This window comes from Streptomyces sp. NPDC056296, from assembly GCF_042268605.1.
In the GTDB taxonomy this organism is placed as follows: Bacteria; Actinomycetota; Actinomycetes; order Streptomycetales; family Streptomycetaceae; genus Streptomyces.
Genome location: NZ_JBHJRX010000087.1, coordinates 1 through 2407, shown reverse-complemented (window position 1 = coordinate 2407; position 2407 = coordinate 1). Strand labels below are relative to the sequence as shown.

3 protein-coding genes are annotated in these 2407 nt (G+C 69.1%); 2 read left to right on the top strand and 1 reads right to left on the bottom strand.

Annotation, left to right across the window (positions count from 1 at the left end):
• Positions 1–94 precede the first annotated feature (94 nt).
• The gene (locus tag ACFCZF_RS37915; protein ID WP_376675534.1) at positions 95–1033 is read right to left on the bottom strand and encodes a LysR substrate-binding domain-containing protein; all 939 of its coding nucleotides are present in this window, start codon (positions 1031–1033) and stop codon (positions 95–97) included.
• Positions 1034–1170: 137 nt separating this feature from the next.
• On the opposite strand from ACFCZF_RS37915, the gene ACFCZF_RS37910 reads away from it, so the two are divergent.
• Positions 1171–1725 carry a peroxiredoxin gene (locus tag ACFCZF_RS37910; protein ID WP_375924089.1) on the top strand — a complete coding sequence of 185 codons (555 nt, stop codon included), beginning with the start codon at positions 1171–1173 and terminating at the stop codon, positions 1723–1725.
• Positions 1726–1731: 6 nt separating this feature from the next.
• Positions 1732–2268: an alkyl hydroperoxide reductase gene (locus ACFCZF_RS37905; RefSeq protein ID WP_376675533.1), complete on the top strand. Its 537-nt coding sequence runs from the start codon at positions 1732–1734 to the stop codon at positions 2266–2268.
• Positions 2269–2407: the final 139 nt, after the last annotated feature.

Below are 2407 nucleotides of genomic sequence, written 5' to 3'. Positions count from 1 at the left end.
CGGGCCGGGGGCACTCGGGGCCGGGGGCACTCGGGGCCGGGGGCACTCGGGGCCGGGGGCACTCGGGCCGGAGTTCACCGGGCCCGGCGTGCCCTCAGGCGTGCACCGTCCGTACCGGCAGGTCCTCCATCGCCTCCCGGAGGGCCGCCGCCAGTTCCTCGTACTCCGCGGAGCGCGCCGCGCCCGTGCGCATGGCGAGGGCGATGCGGCGGGTGGGGGCCGGGTCGGCGAAGGAGCCGGTGAGGAGCTGGCTGGAGCGGCTCGTCTCCACGCGGACCGCCGTACGCGGCAGCAGCGTCACGCCCAGGCCGCCCGCCACGAGCTGCACCAGCGTCGACAGACCGGCGGCCGTCGTCGTCGCCGGGACGCCCGCACGGCCCGCCTCACGGCAGATGTCCAGTGCCTGGTCGCGCAGGCAGTGCCCCTCGTCGAGCAGCAGCAGCTTCAGCTCGCGCAGCACGGCGCGCTCGATGCCCTCCCGGCCCCCGAGCCGGTGGTCGAGCGGGGTGACGAGCACGAAGTCCTCGTCGAAGAGCGGGAGCTCCGTCACTCCGGGGACGCCGAGCGGTACCGCCAGCAGGAGCAGGTCGAGGCGGCCGGACGTGAGACCGTCCAGCAGGCTCGCCGTCTGCTCCTCGTGGACCTGGAGGTCCAGGTCCGGGTAGCGGTCGTGGACCAGCCGCAGCACCGTCGGCAGCAGATACGGCGCCACCGTCGGGATGACCCCGAGCCGCAGCGCCCCGGTGAACGGCGCCCGCACCGCCTCCGCCTCCTCCAGCAGCGCGCCGACCTCCGCGAGTACCGCCTTCGTCCGTACCGCGAGCCGTTCGCCGGCGCGCGAGAGCAGCACCTTGCGCGTCGTACGCTCCAGCAGAGTGACACCCAGTGCCTCCTCCAACGCCGAAACGGCGCCCGAGAGCGCGGGCTGGCTCATGCCGATCGCGGCGGCGGCATCGCGGAAATGCAGGTGCTCGGCGACCGCGGCGAAAGCCCGCAGCTGGGCGAGGCTGGGCTGTCTCTTCTTACCTGTCACTAATAGCCACCTCCGATCAACTCGACCGAGTGTAGCTATTTCCGTAATCAATGCACCCTGTGCCAACATCAATAACGTCCAACCCATGGGAAACACTCGCGAAACGGGTGTTTCTTCGCTGCACTTTTGGAGAGCGTGTGCTCACTGTCGGTGACAAGTTCCCCGAGTTCGATCTGACCGCCTGCGTCTCGCTGGAGAAGGGCAAGGAGTTCCAGCAGATCAACCACAAGACCTACGAGGGTCAGTGGAAGGTCGTCTTCGCGTGGCCCAAGGACTTCACCTTCGTGTGCCCGACCGAGATCGCCGCGTTCGGCAAGCTGAACGAAGAGTTCGCCGACCGTGACGCCCAGGTGCTCGGCTTCTCCGGCGACTCCGAGTTCGTCCACCACGCCTGGCGCAAGGACCACCCGGACCTGACCGACCTGCCGTTCCCGATGATGGCCGACTCGAAGCACGAGCTGATGCGTGACCTCGGCATCGAGGGCGAGGACGGCTTCGCGCAGCGCGCGGTCTTCATCGTGGACCAGAACAACGAGATCCAGTTCACGATGGTCACCGCCGGCTCCGTCGGCCGTAACCCCAAGGAGGTCCTGCGGGTCCTCGACGCCCTGCAGACCGACGAGCTCTGCCCGTGCAACTGGAGCCAGGGCGACGAGACCCTGGACCCGGTCGCGCTGCTGTCGGGGGAGTGAGCTGACATGTCGCTCGACTCCCTGAAGTCCGCCGTACCGGACTACGCCAAGGACCTGAAGCTCAACCTGGGCTCGGTCATCGGCAACTCCGACCTCCCGGCGCAGCAGCTGTGGGGCACCGTGCTGGCGACCGCCATCGCCTCGCGCTCCCCCATCGTGCTGCGTGAGCTGGAGCCGGAGGCGAAGGCGAACCTCACGCCCGAGGCGTACTCGGCCGCCAAGTCGGCCGCCGCCGTCATGGCGATGAACAACGTCTTCTACCGCACCCGGCACCTGCTGTCGGACCACGAGTACGGCACCCTGCGCGCCGGTCTGCGGATGAACGTCATCGGCAACCCGGGCGTCGACAAGGTCGACTTCGAGCTGTGGTCCTTCGCGGTGTCCGCCATCAACGGCTGCGGCATGTGCCTGGACTCGCACGAGCAGGTGCTCCGCAAGGCCGGTGTGGACCGCGAGACGATCCAGGAGGCGTTCAAGATCGCCGCCGTGATCGAGGCCGTCGGCGTCACGCTGGACGCCGAGGCGGTTCTGGCCGAGCAGTAGTCCCGCGACGCGGAAACGACACGGGCCCCGCTCACCGACTCGGTGCTTGGGTTCTAACGGTCCTCGCAACACCCGCGATCTGTGGGAGTTGCGAGGACCGTGGCTGTTGGACGCGATGATCTTGCGGGGGTGAAGGAGC

Coding starts and splice junctions, on each gene's coding strand:
- ACFCZF_RS37905 (WP_376675533.1), top strand. CDS start 1,732: ATGTCGCTCGACTCCCTGAAGTCCGCCGTACCGGACTACGCCAAGGAC.